Below are 16492 nucleotides of genomic sequence, written 5' to 3' on the forward strand. Positions count from 1 at the left end.
CGTATACGAACGATCACAACGCCGTTTCACGAAACTGTCAAGACCGAACTCAGGGAAGCTACGGATCGGCCTCGAAGGCGAGCGCCCGCGGGCCTCGCGACCTCTGCGCGCTCATTCCGCCCGAAACGCGAGCCGGAACCAGGCGCCGGTCTCCAGCCCGTTGCCGCAGGTCACCCGCCCGCCATGGATCTCCATGGTACGCGCCACGATGGCGAGGCCGAGACCGGCCCGGCCGCGCGTCGTTGTGTCGCCCTGGCGCCAGCGCTCGAACAGCGTGGCGACCCCTTCGGCCGGCAGTCCGGGGCCTTCGTCGGCGACCAGAAGCTCCGGCCCCGGACCGGCCTCGACCAGCACGGTCCCGCCAGCCGGCGTGACCCGGAGGGCATTCTCGACGAGATTGCGCAGGGCCGCCGAGATCGCCTCCGCCTCGCCGAGCGCCATCGCGCCGCCCTGGTCGGCGAAGGCCAGTTCGCGCCCGGCCTCGATCGCGATCGGAGCGAGGCGGGCAACCACGTCGCGGGCGATTTCCGCAAGGTCGATCCTCGGCATCCGGTCGGCCGGCATGGTTTCGAGCCGCGCCATGCCGAGCAGCTGGTCGACCAGCCGCGCCATGGATTGAACGTCCTGCTGGGCCCGCTCGGCATCCGGCCCCGTCAATCGGTCGAGATCGAGCTTCAGGAGAGTGAGCGGCGTGCGCAGTTCGTGCGCCACCATGCCGGCGAAGGCGCCGCGTGCGGCAACCATGTCGTCGAGGCGGCCGAGCAGGCGGTCGACGGCTTCGACCAGGCTGGCGACCTCCGCCGGCAGTCCGTTGCTGCCGATACGGAAGCGCGTGCGCGCCGGATCGACCCGCCGAGCCGCCTCGGCCGCTGCGCTGAGCGGCGTCAGGCTGCGGCGCACGACAGCGGCACCGACCAGGATCAGCACGAGGCCGAGCGGGACCATGGGCAGGATGACGTGGTCGATCGTCTCGTGGAACAGGACCGACCAGTACAGTCTCGCCGGGTCGTCCACCGCGACGAAGCGGACCACGTAGGGTTCCGGACCGCCTTCCACCCGCCGCGCCATGATGCGCACGACGTGATCGGGACCCGGCTCGACCTTCCAGGCGAGATCGAGGCGCGACTTCGGATCGTGCGGTTCGCCGACGAACAGCGCGGCGTTGCGCTCCAGGAGGACTTCGCCTTCGCTGTCGATGATCTGCAGACCGTAGGACTTGGGGAACCGCTCGTAGCGCTCCTCGAAATCCGGCGGCATCTCGAAGGAGAGCCGATCCTTGCCGACCGTCAGCCGCTTGGTGATCGCGGCGATCTCGCGTTCGGCCGATGCCTTCGCGAGTTCCTCGATATCGCTGCCGTATTCCCAGCCGACCAGCACGATCTGCACCGCGAAGGCGAGTGCGACCGCCAGGGTCAGGCGTCGGGTGACCAGGCCGGCGAGCGTCATCGCCCCTCCCGGTCCGGCGCCTTCTCGCGGGCCAGATAGCCGATGCCGCGGACGGTGTGGATGTCGAGCCCCGACCGGGCATCCGCCAGACGTCGGCGCAGGCGCGAGATGACCGCCTCCAGGGCGTTCGGCGTCACCTCGTCGTCGAAGGCGTAGAGCCGCTCTTCCAGCGCCGAGCGCGGCACCACCTGACCGGCGCGGCGCAGCAGCACCTCCAGACAGTCGATCTCCCGGCGCGGCATGTCGATGGCGCGTCCGCCGACGCTCGCCTCGCGGGCCGCGGTATCGAGGCTGACGGCGCCGGCGGTCAGCACCGTGCCGAGCGTGGCGCCGGGCCGGCGCAGCAGGGCGCGGCAGCGGGCGGTGAGTTCCGCCATCTCGAAGGGCTTGACCAGATAGTCGTCGGCGCCGCTGTCGAGGCCCTGCACGCGGTCGCCGAGCTGGCCGCGGGCGGTGACGGCGATCACCGGCAGGGCCAGTCCGCCGGCACGCCGGCGCTTCAGCCACGCAAGGCCGTCGCCGTCCGGCAGGCCGAGGTCGAGCAGCACGATGTCGTGGGCCGCCGGATCCAGCATCGCGTCGGCCTCGGCGGCCGAGCCGGCGCGATCGACCGCGAAGCCCGCCGACGCAAGACCGGCCGCCACATGGGCGGCCAGCCGGTCGTTGTCCTCGATCAGCAGGGCTCTCATAGACGCTTTCGGCCGGTGATCATGGCGAGAATCAGATTCTCTCGGTGCCGCATGCTCTCATAGATCGCCGCCAGGACGTGGATCACCGCAAGGCCCAGGATTGCGTCGGCGATCAACTCGTGCAGGTCCTCCAGCCATTCCTCGCCGAAATAGGCGTCGAGCGTCAGCATCCAACCGGTCACCGAGACCGCGGCGAGCAGCGCCATCAGGGTCAGGATCATCACTGCGGCGGCCGGGTTGTGGCCGACATGGCGCGGCTCCCGGCCGGCCAGCATGGCTTTGAGATAGTCGATCAGGCGTGTCGGGCCGGGCACGAAATCGGCAAAACGCGCATGCGCGGTGCCGACGAAGCCCCACAGAATGCGGATCGCCAGCGCCGCGGCGACGACATAGCCGACATAGCGATGCGCCGTCTTGCCGTCCTCGAAAACGAAACTGTTCACCGCGCAGCCGGCGACCACCGTCCAGTGAAACAGGCGGACGACCGGATCCCAGACCATCAGGGTCCGAGGCGCGACAAAGCCTTCCCGGTCAAGCGACATGGCGGCCGAGGTCCTTGTTCTGATTGCGGGGCGGCAAGGCCTTCGGCATCGAAGGCTGGCGACGGTGCGGCCCGATGCCGGAGCGCGTCGCGGATCGCGCAGGCGTTCGGCCATACGGGCCGAGCGTCCCACCGGGGACGGCCGGCAGGACGCTCGTATTCGGATGGGTCTTGTGCCTCATTCGGCAACCCATCCGAATCGGGGAGCCGGCGGATCTTGCGGACGTGCCGGCCCCGCCCGACCGCATCGACCGGGTTGGACGGAACCCGGGCCGAGGCAGCCGCTCGACGGCGTCAGCCGCCGATCTCAGCCTTCACGATCTCGCCATTGGTCGGGTTGAAGTAGACCTCGGCCTTCCTGCCGTCCTTGTTCCAGCCGTAGATTTCATAGCAGGGACCGGAGATCTTGAACGTCTTCACCTTGAAGCCGAGTTCCGCGACCTTGGTCTTCATGGCCTCTTCCGAAAGCCACTTGTCGCGCGGTTCCTTGGTGCAGGCCGGGCCGGCCATGGCGACGCCCGACGCGGTCGCGACAAACGCGAAGGCGGCAGCGGAAAGAAGAAATTTCTGCATCAGGGCAATCTCCATCCGGCGGCATCGTCTTGCCGTTGGAGAGCACACTACTCGGCTGCACTGACGCTGATCTGACGCGTCAGGTCAGGGAAATGACGGTCGTGAAAAGGACGGGCCCGTCTCAGGCCGACACGCCGCAGCTTTGGCCGCCGTCGACCGGCAGCAGCACGCCGGTGATGAAGCGCGCATCGTCGGAGGCCAGGAACACGGCCGCCGCCGCGACATCCCAGGCGGTGCCCATATGGCCGAGCGGAACCAGCCGGTTGCGCGCCTCGACCATTTCCTCGACGCTCCCGTACTGGGACGAAATCTGCTTGTAGATCAATGGTGTATCGATCAGGCCGGGCATGATTGCATTGGCCCGGATGCCGTGCCGGGCATACTGCATGGCGAGCCCGACGGTGGCCTGGTTCACCGCACCCTTGGCGGCGTAGTAGGCGAAATAGGGATAGCCGGTCCAGCGGATGGCGGCGAGCGAGGAGATGTTGACGATCACGCCCGAGCCGCGGGCGAGGAAATGCGGCAGCACCGCCTTGGCGGTGCGGTAGACGGAGCCGACATTCACGTCGAGATTGCGCCGGAAGGTCTCCTCGTCGAGTTCGGTCGGCCCGCCATGGACGACCACGCCGACATTGTTGTGCAGGATGTCGATGCTGCCGAAGCGTTCCGCCGTGGCCGCCGCAGTCGCCTCCACGGAGGCGAGGTCGGTCACGTCCGCGGCCAGCGCGATGGCCTGGCCGCCTTCCGAGCGGATGATCTCGGCCGTCTCGGCCGCCGCCGCCTCGGCCACGTCGATACAGGCGACCCGCGCGCCCTCGCGCGCATAGGCGACCGCAGCCGCCTTGCCGTTGCCCCAGCCGGGACCGGACGAGCCGGCCCCGAACACGATGGCGACGCGATTTCGGAGTTTCATCAGTCAGGCCTCGCGGGCAAGAAGAGGAAGAATGCGGGAAGGTGCGTCGTCGCGGCGGCGACATCGGGCCGCGGCCCTGGCCAACCCCGGGTCAGGCCGGGAAAGCCGGACTGAAGCGGAACGTTTACAGGACCGCAACACGAGCGTGATCCGGGCGCGGTAACGGACCGGCGCAACCCCTTGCGGAGTCACTCCATGCGCAAATCGTTTCCGTCGGCCGCCGCCGCCGCCCTTTCGCTCGCCGCCCTTGGCATGCTCGCCGGTCCGGCGTCCGCTGCCGACGTGGAAGTTGGCGTTCGGCCCTATTTCCTGATCGACCAGGTCCGCAATCCGGAACTGAAGGCCCGTCTCGAAGCCTGTGCCGGCAAGACGCAGGAGCGCAAGCTCTTCTCGATCGCCCATCGCGGCGCACCGCTTCAGTTCCCCGAGCACACGGTCCAGTCCTACAAGGCCGCCTGGCGCATGGGCGTCGGCATCCAGGAATGCGACGTGACCTTCACCAAGGACAAGAAGCTCGTCTGCCGTCACGCGCAGAACGACCTGCACACGACCACGAATATCCTCGGCAGCGACCTCGCCAAGAAATGCACGAAAGGCTTCGTCCCGGCCGAAGGCGACAAGCCGGCCTCGGCCGAATGCCGCACCTCGGACATCACGCTGGCCGAATTCAAGACCCTGACCGGCAAGATGGACGCCGCCAACACCAAGGCGACGACCGTCGAAGCCTATATGAAGGGAACGGCCAACTGGCGCACCGATCTCTATGCGGCGGCCGGCGGCGATCTGATGACTCACGCGGAATATATCGCCCTCGTCAAGGCGCAAGGCCTGAAGTTCACCCCGGAGCTGAAGAGCCCGTCGGTGACCATGCCGTATGACGGCTGGACGCAGGAGCACTATGCCCAGGCGATGATCGACGAATATAAGGCCGCCGGCGTGCCGGCCTCGGATGTGTTCGCGCAGTCCTTCAACCTCGCCGACATCCTCTACTGGATCAAGGCGGAACCGGACTTCGGCAAGCAGGCTGTGTTCCTCGACGAGCGCGACGAGACCGTCAAGGGCTTCGATTCCAACGACGCGGCCACCTTCAAGCCGTCCATGAAGGAACTGAAGGCGATGGGCGTCAACTACATCGCCCCTTCGCTGCCCCTTCTGGTCACCGTCGAGAACGGCAAGATCGTTCCGTCGGCCTATGCCAAGGAAGCCAAGGCCGCCGGCCTCAACATCATCACCTGGTCGCTGGAGCGTTCCGGGCCGCTGCAGAAGGGCGGCGGCTACTACTACAAAACGATCAACAAGATCGTCGACAACGACGGCTATATCTACGAACTGCTTGACGTTCTGTCCAAGGATATCGGCATCGTCGGCATCTTCTCCGACTGGCCCGCGACGGTCACCTACTATGCCAACTGCATGAACCTGAAGTGAGCCTTTGCCGGCGGGCGGATGCCGGACGCACCGGTTCCGGACGCCGGCACGGTCCTGGAATTCGTCCCCGCGCGACGCGCTCACGCGGGGACGAACCGGACTCTCGCCCGCATACGGCCGGGACCGGGACCGGCGCGGCGGCTCGAAGGCTGCAATCGCAGCCCGCCACGGGCGACATCGGCACGGCCATGCCCGGCTCACAGGAAGCCGATCGAGATCCACGGCACGGCCGCGACCACGATCAGGCCGACCAGCAGCGCCAGCATGTAGGCCCAGATCGGCCCGATGCCCTCGTCCGGGTTGACCTTGCCGATGGCGCAGGCGGCGTAGTAGCCGACGCCGAAGGGCGGAGCGAACAGGCCGAGCCCCATCGCGAGCACGACCACCATGGCGTAGTGGACCTCGTGGATGCCGACCGCGCGCGCGATCGGGAACAGGAGCGGCCCGAACAGCACGATGGCCGGGATGCCTTCGAGCACCGAGCCGAGGATGATGAAGGCGACCACCGACACCGTCATGAAGCCGAAGGCACCGCCGGGCAATTGCGTCATCGCCTGGGCGAGCGTGCGCGAGAAGCCCGACTGGGTCAGCCCCCAGGCCATCGCGGAGGCCGCGCCGATGATGATCAGGATCGCGCCCGACAGGGCCGCCGTCTCGACCAGGATGGTCCCCATGCGCCGCCAGTCGATCTGCCGGTAGAAGACCAGACCGACGACGAGCGAATAGACGATGCCGATGGTCGAGACTTCGGTGGCGGTGGCGACGCCCTCGACCACCGCGGCGCGGATCACGAAGGGCAGCGCCAGCGCCGGGAAGGCGATCAGGAAGGCCTTGAGGATCTCGCCGCCGGTGGCGCGGCGGACATGCGACAGGTCGTCGGTACGGTAGCGCCGCGCGACCACGAAGCACAGCCCGACCGCCAGGACGACGCCGGGCAGCAGGCCGCCGGTGAACAGCGCCGCAATCGAGACGCCGGTGACCGAGCCGATGGTGATCAGCACGATCGAGGGCGGGATGGTCTCGGTCTGCGCGCCGGTGGCGGAGAGCAGTGCGACCAGATCGCCCGGCTTGGCGCCGCGCGCCTTCATCTCCGGAAACAGCGCCGGGGCAACCGCCGCCATGTCGGCGGCCTTCGAGCCGGAGATGCCGGAGACCAGATACATCGCCCCGATCAGCACATAGGACAGGCCGCCGCGGACATGGCCGAGCAGGCTCGCCAGGAAGCGCACCATCGCCTTGGCCATGCCGGCCATTTCGATCAGGAGGCCGAGGAAGACGAAGAGCGGCACGGCCAGGAGGATCAGATGGCTCATGCCCTCGTCCATCCGGCCGACCAGCGTGCCGAGCGGCACGCGGGTGGTCAGCGCCAGATAGCCGAGCGTGGCGAGCGCGAAGGAGAACACGATCGGCACGCCCGAGAAGACGCAGATGCCGACCACGCCGACGAAGAAGATGACCAGATTCCAGTTGCCGAGCGGCTTCAGGGTCGGACCGGCAAACCAGAAGGCCGCCACCACGGCGGCCGTCAGGAGCGCCGCGCCGAGCGCGGAGGCGAGGCTCGCGCGGAGCGCCAGGCGCAGAAGCGAGAAGACGATCATCAGCACGACGCCGACCGGGAAGGCCGCCGCCCGCCAGGCATTGGCGATCTCCATCGCCGGCGTGGTGATGAAGCTCTCCTCATAGGCCCAGTGATAGGCCGGGATGATGATCAGCACCAGGAAGGCGAGGCCCGCCGTGACGGCGAGCGCGTCGACGAAGCCGCGCGCCGCCGGCGGCAGCCGGGCGACGAGCGCGGTCATGCGCATGTGCTCGCCGCGCCGGAGCGCCACGGCGGCCCCCAGCATGGCGAGCCAGAGGAACAGGATCGAGGCCAGTTCGTCCGACCAGACCAGCGGCTGGTGCAGCACGTAGCGGGCAACGATGCCGGAGAACAGGACGACGATCTCGGCGACGACCAGTACCGCCGCCGGGATCTCGACCAGAGCACCGAGAATCCGCTCGGCCGTCGCCAGAGCGGAATCCGGCCTCACCACCCGCGAGGCGTGCGGGGGCGCGAATTCGGAGACGGCACCCATCGTGGATCAGCCGAGCGAGCCGACGGCGCCTTCCAGCACCGCCCAGGCCGCATCGCCGTACTTGCCCTTCCATTCGGAATAGAAGCCGGCCGCCTTCAGCTTGTCGCGGAACGGGCCCTGGTCGACGGTGTTGAACTTCATGCCCTTGGAGGCCAGCGTCTCCTGCAGGCCCTTGGTCAGGTCGGCGACATCGGCGCGCTCGGCGATCGCCGCGGCGTTGATGTGCTTCGACACCACGGCCTGGATGTCCTTCGGCAGGGCTTCCCAGCTCGCCCGGTTGGCGAGGAAGTGGAAGCCGTCCCACATGTGATTGGTCATCGAGCAATAGCCCTGCACTTCGTAGAGCTTGGCGGTCTCGATGATGGCGAGCGGGTTCTCCTGCGCGTCGACGACCTTGGACTGCAGGGCGCTGTAGACTTCGTTGAAGTTGATGGTCGCCGGCGCGGAGCCGAAGGCCTTGAACATCGAGGTCCACAGCGGCGCCGGGGGCACCCGGATCTTCAGGTTGGCGAGATCCGCCGGCGAGGTGATCGGCTTGGTCGAGGTCGTGGTCTGGCGGAAGCCGTTGTCCCACTGCTTGTCGAAGGCGAAGATCGTGCGCGACTTGGCGATCTCGGCGCGGATGAAGTCGCCGAGCTTGCCGTCCATCGCCTTCCAAACGGTGTCGTAGTCCTTGAAGGCGAAACCGACGCCGTTGATCGAGGCGGCCGGGACGAAGGTCGACAGGATCAGGCCCGACAGGGTGAAGAAGTCGACCGCGCCGGAGCGGATCTGGCCGAGCGTGTCGGTGTCGGAGCCGAGCTGGCTGGACGGGAAGATCTGCAGCTCGAAGCGGCCGCCGGTCTCTTCCTTGATCTTCGCCGCCGCCTCGGCCGCGCGCTTGTTCAGCGGATGCGACAGGGCGAGGTTGTTGGCGAACTTGTAGCTGAACTCGGCCGCGCGGGCACGGCCGATGTTGAAGGTCGTAACGCCGAGGGCGGCGGCGCCGACCGTGAAGCTGCGGCGGGTGATTCCGGACATCGCAAGTTCCTCCCTGGGGACCGAAGGTCGAGCTCCCGACCCGCCTCCGGATTGCCAATCAGTCCACAATGTGGAACTGATTGATCAAATCGTTTTTCAGGTTGACGAATGGCCGGGTATATCCCACTTGTCAACGACAAATCGGCGATTGGCTGGGTCCACATGGTGGAATTGATCGAGACGGAAATTTCCGGCACGCTGCCCCGCGCCACGGCGCGCAGCGACGCGGACCGTTTCGATCCGTCCCGTGCGGAGAGCGGCGAGCCGTCCGGCACGCAGAGCATCGGCCGCGCCGTCGGCCTGCTGCGCCAGCTCGCCGCCACCCGCAATCGCGGCGCCGGGCTGTCGGAACTGGTCGAGGCATCGGGTCTCGCCAAGCCGACCTGCCGGCGCATCCTGCTCGCCCTGATCGAGGCCGGCCTCGCCGAACAGGACCCGATCACGCGGCGCTATTTTCTCGGCCCCGAGGCCTATGTGCTCGGCACGGTGGCGGCCGACCGCTTCGGCCTGCACCGGCTCGCCGCTGACAGCGTCACCCGGCTTGCCCGCGAGACCGGCGACGCCGCCTTCCTGCAGGTCCGGCGCGACTGGTCGGTCGTCTGCCTGCAGCGCGAGGACGGCGACTTCCCGATCCGCTCGCATGTGCTCGCCGCCGGCGACCGTCATCCGATCGGCTGCGGCGCCGGCGGCATCACGCTCGCGGCGGCGATGCCGGATGCCGAGATCGAAGCCTCGTTCGAGGCCAACGACGCACTTCTCGCGGCCCGCTATCCGATGCTCAACCGGCCGCTGATGCGTGATCTCGTCGCCGAAGCGCGCCAGCTCGGCTACGGGCTCAATCGCGGCCTGCTGTTCCCCGGCTCCTGGGGCATGGGCATGGTCGTGCGCGACGAGCGCGGCCGGCCGAATGCGTGCCTGTCGCTCGCCGCCATCGAGAGCCGCATGCAGCCGGACCGACAGGCCCAGCTTGCCGAACTGCTCCGGGAGGAGGTGCGCCGCGTCGAAGCGCGCATCGCCGAAACCGGCCTTTCCCAGGATGACAGGGCTCCGGCGACGGCCGGGGCACAACGCCGCAAAGTCGGCGAGAGGAGATGACCATGAGCCGTGCCGCCATCGTGGGCTGGGCCCACTCCCCCTTCGGCAAGCTGGAAGATCCGGATGTCGAGAGCCTGATCGGCCGCGTCGCCGCCGATGCGCTGGTCCATGCCGGCGTCACCCCGGCCGATGTCGATGCGATCACGGTCGGCGTCTACAACAACGGCTTCGCCCGCCAGGGCTTCGAAGCCGCGTTGGTGGCGATGAACGTGCCGGAGCTGGCCTATACGCCCGCGACGCATCTGGAGAATGCCTGCGCGACCGGCTCGGCCGCGCTCTATTCGGCGCTCGATTTCGTCGAGAGCGGCCGCGGCCGGATCGCCCTGGTCATCGGTGCCGAGAAGATGACCGCCACCCCGACCGCGGAGGTCGGCGACATCCTGCTGACCGCCTGCTACCGCAAGGAGGAGGCTGAGGTCGACGCCGGCTTCGCCGGCATCTTCGGGCGCATCGCGCAGCACTATTTCCAGCGTCACGGCGATCGCTCCGAGGAACTCGCCATGATCGCGGCCAAGAACCACCGCCATGGCCTGGCCAATCCGCTCGCCCATATGCGCAAGGATTTCGGCTTCGACTTCTGCAACACCGTGTCCGACAAGAACCCGCGCGTCGCCGGCCCGCTGCGCCGGACGGACTGCTCGCTGGTCTCCGACGGCGCCGCAGCCCTGGTGATCGCCGACGAGGAGACCGCGATGAGCCTCGCCCGCGCGGTCGGCTTCCGGGCGCGCCGGCAGGTCAACGACTTCCTGCCGCTGTCGCGCCGCGATCCGATCGCCTTCGAGGGCGCCCGCCGCGCCTGGACCAAGGCGCGCGAGGATGCCGGAATCTCGATCGACGATCTCGATCTGGTCGAGACCCATGACTGCTTCACCGTCGCCGAGATGATCGAATACGAGGCGATGGGCCTCGCCGCGCCCGGCGAGGGCTGGCGCGTGGCCCGCGAGGGCCAGACCAGCCGCGGCGGCCGGCTGCCGGTCAATCTCTCCGGCGGCCTCAAGTCGCGCGGCCATCCGATCGGCGCGACCGGCGTCTCGCAGCACGTCATGGCGGCGATGCAGCTGATGGGCGAGGCCGGCGAGATGCAGCTCGACGGCGCGGCGCTGGCCGGCGTCTTCAATATGGGCGGCGCGGCGGTCGCCAACTATGTGTCGATCCTCGAACGGCTGAAGTGAGCCGCCCGACCTCTGCACGTTGAGACGATCGCACTTTCGAAACCACCCGAACCGACCGGCGGCCGAGACGAGCCGCCGGCATGTCCTTGGAGAGGAACCGATCCCGTGACTGCAACGGCTCCGCGCGGGGGCGTCGCGCCCTCGTCCCGCCGGGTGATGAACCTCGCCCACATCCTGGTCCAGAATGCCCGCCGCTTCCCCGACCGGCCCGGCTTCGTCTGGGCCGACCGCAGCTGGAGCTGGGCCGAGATCGAGGCCAGTGTGTCGGCCTTCGCGGCCGCGCTCGCCGCGCGCGGCATCGGCAAGGGCGATCGCATCCTCGTGCATTCCAAGAATTGCGAGGAGATGTTCTTCTCGATGTTCGCGACCTTCCGGCTCGGCGCCGTCTGGGTGCCGACCAACTTCCGCCTGATGGCCGCCGAGGTCGCCGATCTGGCCGACTATGCCGGCGCCAAGGCCTTCCTGTGCCACGGCGACTTCCCCGAGCATGCCGCCGCCGTCGAGGCCCATATGCGCCCGCGTGGCCTGACCTTCACCATGCGGCTCGGCCCCGGCACGCTCGGCGACTGCGCCGCGGCCGACGAGATCGCCGCCCATGCCGGCACGGTCGTCAAGGACGCGGTCGTCGAGTATGACGATCCCTGCTGGTTCTTCTTCACCTCCGGCACGACGGGCCGCTCCAAGGCCTCGGTGCTGACCCACGGCCAGATGGCCTTCGTCATCACCAACCATCTCTGCGACCTGATCCCCGGCACGACCGAGGCCGACGCCTCGCTGGTCGTCGCCCCGCTCAGCCACGGCGCCGGCGTGCACCAGCTGGTCCAGGCGAACCGCGCCGTACCGACCATCCTGCTGCCGACCGAGCGCTTCGACATCGACGAGGCCTACCGGCTGATCGCGAAGTACCGGGTGACCAACCTCTTCACCGTGCCGACCATCCTCAAGATGCTGGTCGAGCATCCGGCGGTCGACACGCACGACCATTCCTCGCTGCGCTACGTCATCTATGCCGGCGCGCCGATGTATCGCGAGGACCAGAAGACCGCGCTCCGGAAGCTCGGCAAGGTGATCGTGCAGTATTTCGGCCTCGGCGAGGTCACCGGCAACATCACCGTGCTGCCGCCGGCCCTGCACGAGGAGGAGGACGGCCCGACCGCGCGCATCGGCACCTGCGGCTTCGAGCGCACCGGCATGCAGGTCTCGATCCAGGACGACGACGGCAAGGAACTGGAGCCCTTCGAGACCGGCGAGATCTGCGTCATCGGGCCGGCCGTGTTCCCGGGCTACTACGACAATCCGGACGCCAATGCGAAGGCCTTCCGAAACGGCTGGTTCCGCACCGGCGACCTCGGCCACATGGACCGCGAAGGCTTCGTCTACATCACCGGACGGGCCTCCGACATGTTCATCTCGGGCGGCTCGAACATCTATCCGCGCGAGATCGAGGAGAAGCTCCTGACCCATCCGGCCATCGCCGAGGTGGCGATCGTCGGCGTGCCCGATCCGCTCTGGGGCGAAATCGGCTATGCGGTCTGCGTCGCCCGCCCGGGCATGAGCGTCGGCGAGGCCGAGATCGCCGACTTCCTCGCCGCCAAGGTGTCCAAGTACAAGATGCCGAAGCGCTTCTTCTTCTGGGACGCACTGCCGAAATCCGGCTACGGCAAGGTGCCGAAGCGCATGGTCAAGGATGAGCTCGCCGCCCGCGGCCTGATGCCGAAGGCCGCCTCGGCGCATGACCAGGCGGCCCCGAAGGCCCCGGAGACGAAGTCGTGAGCGCACCGGAGACCACGCCCCGCCGCATCGTCCAGCCCGGCCCGGCTCCGGAGCCGCGCGTGCTGGCCGTCGATTGCCTCGGCACCGAGATCGCCTTCACGCTGGAGCCCGGCGTCAACCTGCTCGAGGGCGTGCGCCGCGCCGTCCAGGGCGCCGGCTTCTCAAGTGCCACGGTCGACCTGGAGGGCGGCGCCTTCGGGCCGTTCACCTATGTCATCCCGGCCCTGTCCGAGACGCCGAAGCACGCCGCCTTCTATTCCGAGTTCCGCCGGCCGGCCGGTGCGACGCCGCTGTCGCTCGGCCGGATGACCTTCGGGACCAAGGACGGCGAGCCCTGGTTCCATTGCCACGGCTTCTGGACGGTCGACGGCACGCTGACCGGCGGCCATGTCATCCCGCAGGAGACCGTGGTCGCCGAACCGATCCGGGCGCGCGCGCTCTGCCTTGCCGGTGCCGCCTTCGTCGCCGAGCACGATCCGGAGACCAATTTCCAGATCTTCGGCCCGGTTTCGGTCGAACCGCCGCCCACGGCGACGGGGACGCCCGCGATCGCGATCCGCATCCGTCCGCACGAGGATGTCGCAACGACCTTCGAGACCCTCGCCGGCGCGCGCGGCTGGGCGCGGGCACGCATCCGCGGCGGCGTCGCCTCCACGATCGGCGCTCGCTTCGAGGGCGGCGGCCGGGTCGACAACTTCGCCACGGAAGTCTTCGTGGTCGATGGCCAGGTCGCGCCGGGTCCGGATGGACGACCGGTGGCGGCGATCGATGTGGCACTGATCGACTATACCGGCGCACTCGCCGAAGGACGCTATGTCCGCGGCGACAACCCGGTCCTGATGACCTTCGAGGCGGTGCTCGAAAAGCTCTGAGCCGGGCCGGCCGCGCCCGCGCCGAGACGCAAACGCATTCCGGGCACCCGCTCTGCGGCGTCCGGATTTTGCGTCGAAATCCCCTGACGCCGGCTCCGTTTCGTGCGGACGGCCGGTCGCGGTGGAATTTTCCAACGCCGGCCCTGACGCCAGTAGCCGTTTGCCTCGACGGAACGCTTCCGGCCGGTGAGGATCGCGCCCTCACAGTTTCGGGAGCGAACGACCATGACCCTCACCCGCCGCGCCCTTCTCGGCGTCGCCCTGGCCCTCGGCCTCGCCACCGCCGGCCCGGCCGCCGCGGCCGATGCGCCGAAGGAGATCCGGATCGACTGGGCGACCTACAACCCGGTCTCGCTGATCCTCAAGGACAAGAAGATCCTGGAGCAGGAATTCGAGAAGGACGGCATCGCGATCCGCTGGGTGCAGTCGGCCGGATCCAACAAGGCGCTGGAATTCCTCAATGCCGGCTCGCTCGATTTCGGCTCGACCGCCGGCGCCGCCGCGCTCCTGGCCCGGATCAACGGCAATCCGGTGAAATCCATCTACGTCTATTCGCGCCCGGAATGGACCGCCCTGGTCGCCCGCGCCGACAGCACGATCGCCAAGCCGGCCGACCTCAAGGGCAAGGCCGTCGCCGTCACCCGCGGCACCGACCCGCACATCTTCCTGGTCCGCGCGCTCGCCGAAGCCGGCCTGACCGAGAAGGACGTGAAGCTCGTCCTGCTGCAGCATGCCGACGGCAAGCTGGCGCTGCTGCGCGGCGATGTCGACGCCTGGGCGGGCCTCGACCCGATCATGGCCTCCGCGGAGGTCGAAGCCGGCGCGAAGCTGTTCTTCCGCAAGCCGGAAGCCAACACCTGGGGCATCCTCAACACCCGCGAGGACTTCGCCCAGGCCCATCCGCAGATCGTCGCCCGCGTGCTCGCGGCCTATGAGAAGGCGCGCGCCATCGCACTCGCCGACAAGGCGACCCTGACCGCCAGCCTGGTGGCCGCCACCAAGCTGCCCGACGCAGTGATCGCCAAACAGCTGGAGCGTACGGAACTGACCCATTCGCGCATCGGCGCGCCGCAGCGCGACTCGATCCTCGCCGCGGGGCTTGCCCTTCAGGAGGCGGGCGTCATAAAGGCCGATGTGGATGTGAAGAAGGTCGTCGCCGACCTGATCGACGAACGCTTCGGCCAGTTCGGTCAGTAAGTCCGGAAACGTCGGAATCATGCTGCGGGGCGTGCCTGCCGGGGAGGACCGGGAGGCGCGCCCCGCGCTCGCGAGGGGGGAGCGGGAATGAGTGCGGTGGAGACCACGGTGGCGCCGGCGAGCGACGGCGGACCGCGCCTCATACCGGCGCCACGCTTCGTGATCGGCTTGATCCTGCCGATCCTGCTCGCCATCGGCTGGGAGGCCGCGGTCCGGTTCGGCTTCGCCACCGGCCGGCTGATGCCGCCGCCGTCGCGCGTCTTCGCCACGCTCTGGGAATTGGCCGCCTCCGGCGAACTCTCCCGCCACGTCGCCGTGACCAGCCTGCGGGTTGCGGCCGGCTTCGGCCTCGGCGTGGCGGCGGGCACGCTCGCCGGCGCGATCGCGGGCTATTCGACGCTGGTGCGCCGGCTGATCGACCCGACGCTGCAGGGCCTGCGCTCGATCCCGTCGATCGCCTGGGTGCCGCTGTTCATCCTCTGGCTCGGCATCTTCGAGGAATCCAAGGTCGCGCTGATCGCGGTCGGCGTGTTCTTCCCCGTCTATCTCGGCGTGATGGGCGCGATCCTGTCGGTCGACCGCAAGATCGTCGAGGTCGGGCGCGTGTTCCGCCTCACCGGGCCGGCGCTGGTCCGGCGCATCCTGCTGCCCGCGATCCTGCCCGCCTATGTGCTGGCGCTGCGCTCGGGCCTCGGCCTCGGCTGGATGTTCGTCGTGGCGGCCGAATTCATGGGCGCCTCGGAGGGGCTCGGCTATCTCCTGGTCGATGGCCAGCAGCTCGGCAAGCCGGACCAGATCGTCGCCGCCATCCTGTGCTTCGCCATTCTCGGCAAGATCACCGACGGCCTGGTCGCCGCCGGCTCCGCCCCCTTCCTGCGCTGGCAGGACAATTTCCGCCGGGAGGACTGAGCCATGCTGACCATCGACGGCGTCGGCCGGGTCTATCCCAACGGCACGCGCGCACTGGAGCGGATCGGGCTGACCCTGGAGGCTGGCGAGATTCTGGCCGTGGTCGGCGGCTCGGGCTGCGGCAAGAGCACGCTGCTGCGCCTCGTCTCCGGGCTCGACCGGGCGAGCGAAGGCCGCATTCTGGTCGACGGCGCGGCGATCGCCGAGCCGCATCCTGCCGTCGGCATCATCTTCCAGGAGCCGCGCCTGCTGCCCTGGCTCGATGTCGCCGACAATGTCGGCTTCGGCATCGTCCATCTGCCGCGTGCCGAGCGCGAGGCCCGGATCGCCGCCGTGCTGGCCAAGGTCGGCCTCGCCGACTACGCCCGGCGCTGGCCGCGCGAACTGTCCGGCGGCCAGGCGCAGCGCGTCGCCATTGCCCGCGCGCTGGTCGCCCGGCCGAGCGTGCTCCTGCTCGACGAGCCCTTCTCGGCGCTCGACGCCTTCACGCGCGCCGACCTGCAGGACCATCTCCTGGACCTCTGGGCGGAAAGCCGGCCGACCATGGTGCTGGTCACCCACGACATCGAGGAGGCGCTGGTGCTGGCCGACCGGATCGTGGTGATGCAGCCGAAGCCCGGCCGCATCGCCGCGGAGACGCGCGTCGCCCTGCCCCGCCCGCGCGACCGGCTGGCGCCCGAATTCGAAGAGGCCAAGCGGCGCATCCTGCGCTCGCTCGACGACACCCTGTCGACGCGCCCGCGCGGCGAGGAGATCGCGCCGGCCGCCGCCATTTGAGAACCCGAGGAG

15 protein-coding genes are annotated in these 16492 nt (G+C 68.8%); 8 read left to right on the forward strand and 7 right to left on the reverse strand.

Annotation, left to right across the window (positions count from 1 at the left end; all coding sequences use genetic code 11):
• Positions 1-111: 111 nt before the first annotated feature.
• The 5 genes from KL771_RS03810 to KL771_RS03830 form a co-directional block, all read right to left on the reverse strand.
• Positions 112-1446 carry a sensor histidine kinase gene (locus KL771_RS03810; protein WP_261967233.1) on the reverse strand — a complete coding sequence of 445 codons (1335 nt, stop codon included), beginning with the start codon at positions 1444-1446 and terminating at the stop codon, positions 112-114.
• Positions 1443-2135, reverse strand: a complete 693-nt coding sequence (locus KL771_RS03815) for a response regulator (RefSeq protein ID WP_261967234.1) — start codon at positions 2133-2135, stop codon at positions 1443-1445. Before KL771_RS03815 ends, KL771_RS03810 begins: the two co-directional genes overlap by 4 nt.
• Complete coding sequence (locus KL771_RS03820; RefSeq protein WP_261967235.1) at positions 2132-2677, reverse strand: cytochrome b/b6 domain-containing protein; 546 nt, start codon at positions 2675-2677, stop codon at positions 2132-2134. The genes KL771_RS03815 and KL771_RS03820 overlap by 4 nt, the downstream gene beginning before the upstream one ends.
• 293 nt (positions 2678-2970) lie before the next feature.
• A complete protein-coding gene (locus tag KL771_RS03825) occupies positions 2971-3249 on the reverse strand; it encodes a PepSY domain-containing protein (RefSeq protein ID WP_261967236.1) in 279 nt (92 codons plus the stop codon).
• Positions 3250-3370: 121 nt separating this feature from the next.
• Positions 3371-4162: an SDR family NAD(P)-dependent oxidoreductase gene (locus tag KL771_RS03830; RefSeq protein ID WP_054358141.1), complete on the reverse strand. Its 792-nt coding sequence runs from the start codon at positions 4160-4162 to the stop codon at positions 3371-3373.
• Positions 4163-4357: 195 nt separating this feature from the next.
• Between KL771_RS03830 and KL771_RS03835 the strand changes: the two genes are divergently transcribed.
• Complete coding sequence (locus KL771_RS03835; RefSeq protein ID WP_261967237.1) at positions 4358-5590, forward strand: glycerophosphodiester phosphodiesterase family protein; 1233 nt, start codon at positions 4358-4360, stop codon at positions 5588-5590.
• A 197-nt stretch (positions 5591-5787) separates the two neighbouring features.
• On the opposite strand, the gene KL771_RS03840 is transcribed toward KL771_RS03835, so the two are convergent.
• Both KL771_RS03840 and KL771_RS03845 read right to left on the reverse strand, forming a co-directional pair.
• Complete coding sequence (locus KL771_RS03840) at positions 5788-7665, reverse strand: TRAP transporter large permease (RefSeq protein ID WP_261967238.1); 1878 nt, start codon at positions 7663-7665, stop codon at positions 5788-5790.
• 6 nt (positions 7666-7671) lie between these two features.
• On the reverse strand, positions 7672-8685 hold the full coding sequence (locus KL771_RS03845; RefSeq protein WP_261967239.1) for a TRAP transporter substrate-binding protein: 1014 nt from the start codon (positions 8683-8685) through the stop codon (positions 7672-7674).
• A 162-nt stretch (positions 8686-8847) separates the two neighbouring features.
• Here KL771_RS03845 and KL771_RS03850 point away from each other — a divergent pair, with 162 nt between their 5' ends.
• From KL771_RS03850 to KL771_RS03880, 7 genes are all read left to right on the forward strand, one after another.
• A complete protein-coding gene (locus KL771_RS03850) occupies positions 8848-9780 on the forward strand; it encodes an IclR family transcriptional regulator (protein ID WP_261967240.1) in 933 nt (310 codons plus the stop codon).
• A 2-nt stretch (positions 9781-9782) separates the two neighbouring features.
• Positions 9783-10952 (forward strand): acetyl-CoA acetyltransferase, encoded by a 1170-nt coding sequence (locus tag KL771_RS03855; RefSeq protein WP_261967241.1) that lies wholly within the window; start codon positions 9783-9785, stop codon positions 10950-10952.
• A 156-nt stretch (positions 10953-11108) separates the two neighbouring features.
• Positions 11109-12725 (forward strand): acyl-CoA synthetase, encoded by a 1617-nt coding sequence (locus KL771_RS03860; RefSeq protein ID WP_390866536.1) that lies wholly within the window; start codon positions 11109-11111, stop codon positions 12723-12725.
• Entirely contained in the window at positions 12722-13597 is an 876-nt protein-coding gene (locus KL771_RS03865; RefSeq protein ID WP_261967243.1) for a DUF296 domain-containing protein, read from the forward strand. The genes KL771_RS03860 and KL771_RS03865 overlap by 4 nt, the downstream gene beginning before the upstream one ends.
• A gap of 225 nt (positions 13598-13822) precedes the next feature.
• Complete coding sequence (locus KL771_RS03870; protein ID WP_261967244.1) at positions 13823-14794, forward strand: aliphatic sulfonate ABC transporter substrate-binding protein; 972 nt, start codon at positions 13823-13825, stop codon at positions 14792-14794.
• An 87-nt stretch (positions 14795-14881) separates the two neighbouring features.
• Positions 14882-15703, forward strand: a complete 822-nt coding sequence (locus KL771_RS03875) for an ABC transporter permease (protein ID WP_261967245.1) — start codon at positions 14882-14884, stop codon at positions 15701-15703.
• Between the two features lie 3 nt (positions 15704-15706).
• A complete protein-coding gene (locus tag KL771_RS03880) occupies positions 15707-16480 on the forward strand; it encodes an ABC transporter ATP-binding protein (protein WP_261967246.1) in 774 nt (257 codons plus the stop codon).
• Positions 16481-16492 lie beyond the last annotated feature (12 nt).

This window comes from Prosthecodimorpha staleyi (genome assembly GCF_018729455.1).
GTDB classification, from domain to species: Bacteria; Pseudomonadota; Alphaproteobacteria; order Rhizobiales; family Ancalomicrobiaceae; genus Prosthecodimorpha; species Prosthecodimorpha staleyi.

What these genes read in the sequence shown, in the direction of transcription:
- KL771_RS03840 (WP_261967238.1), bottom strand. Translation starts at nt 7,665, where the DNA reads ATGGGTGCCGTCTCCGAATTCGCGCCCCCGCACGCCTCGCGGGTGGTG.
- KL771_RS03835 (WP_261967237.1), top strand. Translation starts at nt 4,358, where the DNA reads ATGCGCAAATCGTTTCCGTCGGCCGCCGCCGCCGCCCTTTCGCTCGCC.
- KL771_RS03810 (WP_261967233.1), bottom strand. Translation starts at nt 1,446, where the DNA reads ATGACGCTCGCCGGCCTGGTCACCCGACGCCTGACCCTGGCGGTCGCA.
- KL771_RS03825 (WP_261967236.1), bottom strand. Translation starts at nt 3,249, where the DNA reads ATGCAGAAATTTCTTCTTTCCGCTGCCGCCTTCGCGTTTGTCGCGACC.
- KL771_RS03855 (WP_261967241.1), top strand. Translation starts at nt 9,783, where the DNA reads ATGAGCCGTGCCGCCATCGTGGGCTGGGCCCACTCCCCCTTCGGCAAG.
- KL771_RS03860 (WP_390866536.1), top strand. Translation starts at nt 11,109, where the DNA reads ATGAACCTCGCCCACATCCTGGTCCAGAATGCCCGCCGCTTCCCCGAC.
- KL771_RS03830 (WP_054358141.1), bottom strand. Translation starts at nt 4,162, where the DNA reads ATGAAACTCCGAAATCGCGTCGCCATCGTGTTCGGGGCCGGCTCGTCC.
- KL771_RS03870 (WP_261967244.1), top strand. Translation starts at nt 13,823, where the DNA reads ATGACCCTCACCCGCCGCGCCCTTCTCGGCGTCGCCCTGGCCCTCGGC.
- KL771_RS03850 (WP_261967240.1), top strand. Translation starts at nt 8,848, where the DNA reads ATGGTGGAATTGATCGAGACGGAAATTTCCGGCACGCTGCCCCGCGCC.
- KL771_RS03845 (WP_261967239.1), bottom strand. Translation starts at nt 8,685, where the DNA reads ATGTCCGGAATCACCCGCCGCAGCTTCACGGTCGGCGCCGCCGCCCTC.
- KL771_RS03880 (WP_261967246.1), top strand. Translation starts at nt 15,707, where the DNA reads ATGCTGACCATCGACGGCGTCGGCCGGGTCTATCCCAACGGCACGCGC.
- KL771_RS03820 (WP_261967235.1), bottom strand. Translation starts at nt 2,677, where the DNA reads ATGTCGCTTGACCGGGAAGGCTTTGTCGCGCCTCGGACCCTGATGGTC.
- KL771_RS03875 (WP_261967245.1), top strand. Translation starts at nt 14,882, where the DNA reads ATGAGTGCGGTGGAGACCACGGTGGCGCCGGCGAGCGACGGCGGACCG.
- KL771_RS03815 (WP_261967234.1), bottom strand. Translation starts at nt 2,135, where the DNA reads ATGAGAGCCCTGCTGATCGAGGACAACGACCGGCTGGCCGCCCATGTG.